Source organism: Streptococcus infantis, from assembly GCF_001579645.1.
Lineage (GTDB): Bacteria > Bacillota > Bacilli > Lactobacillales > Streptococcaceae > Streptococcus > Streptococcus infantis_E.
Genome location: NZ_LQZF01000214.1, coordinates 1 through 241, shown reverse-complemented (window position 1 = coordinate 241; position 241 = coordinate 1). Strand labels below are relative to the sequence as shown.

Below are 241 nucleotides of genomic sequence, written 5' to 3'. Positions count from 1 at the left end.
GACTCTGAGGCACTTGTTGATGCTGATTCAGAAGCTGATGTTGACGCTGACTCAGAGGCACTTGTTGACGCTGACTCAGAAGCTGATGTGCTTGCTGATTCTGATGCGCTTGTGCTTGCTGATTCTGATGCGCTTGTGCTTGCTGACTCTGAGGCACTTGTTGATGCTGATTCAGAAGCTGATGTTGATGCTGATTCTGAGGCAGACGTTGATGCTGATTCTGAAGCTGATGTTGACGCTG

At 49.0% G+C, this 241-nt stretch carries 1 pseudogene; it reads left to right on the top strand.

Annotated features, from left to right (window positions below):
- Positions 1-241 (top strand): annotated as a pseudogene (locus SINDD18_RS11065) (adhesive domain-containing protein); the annotation flags it as partial.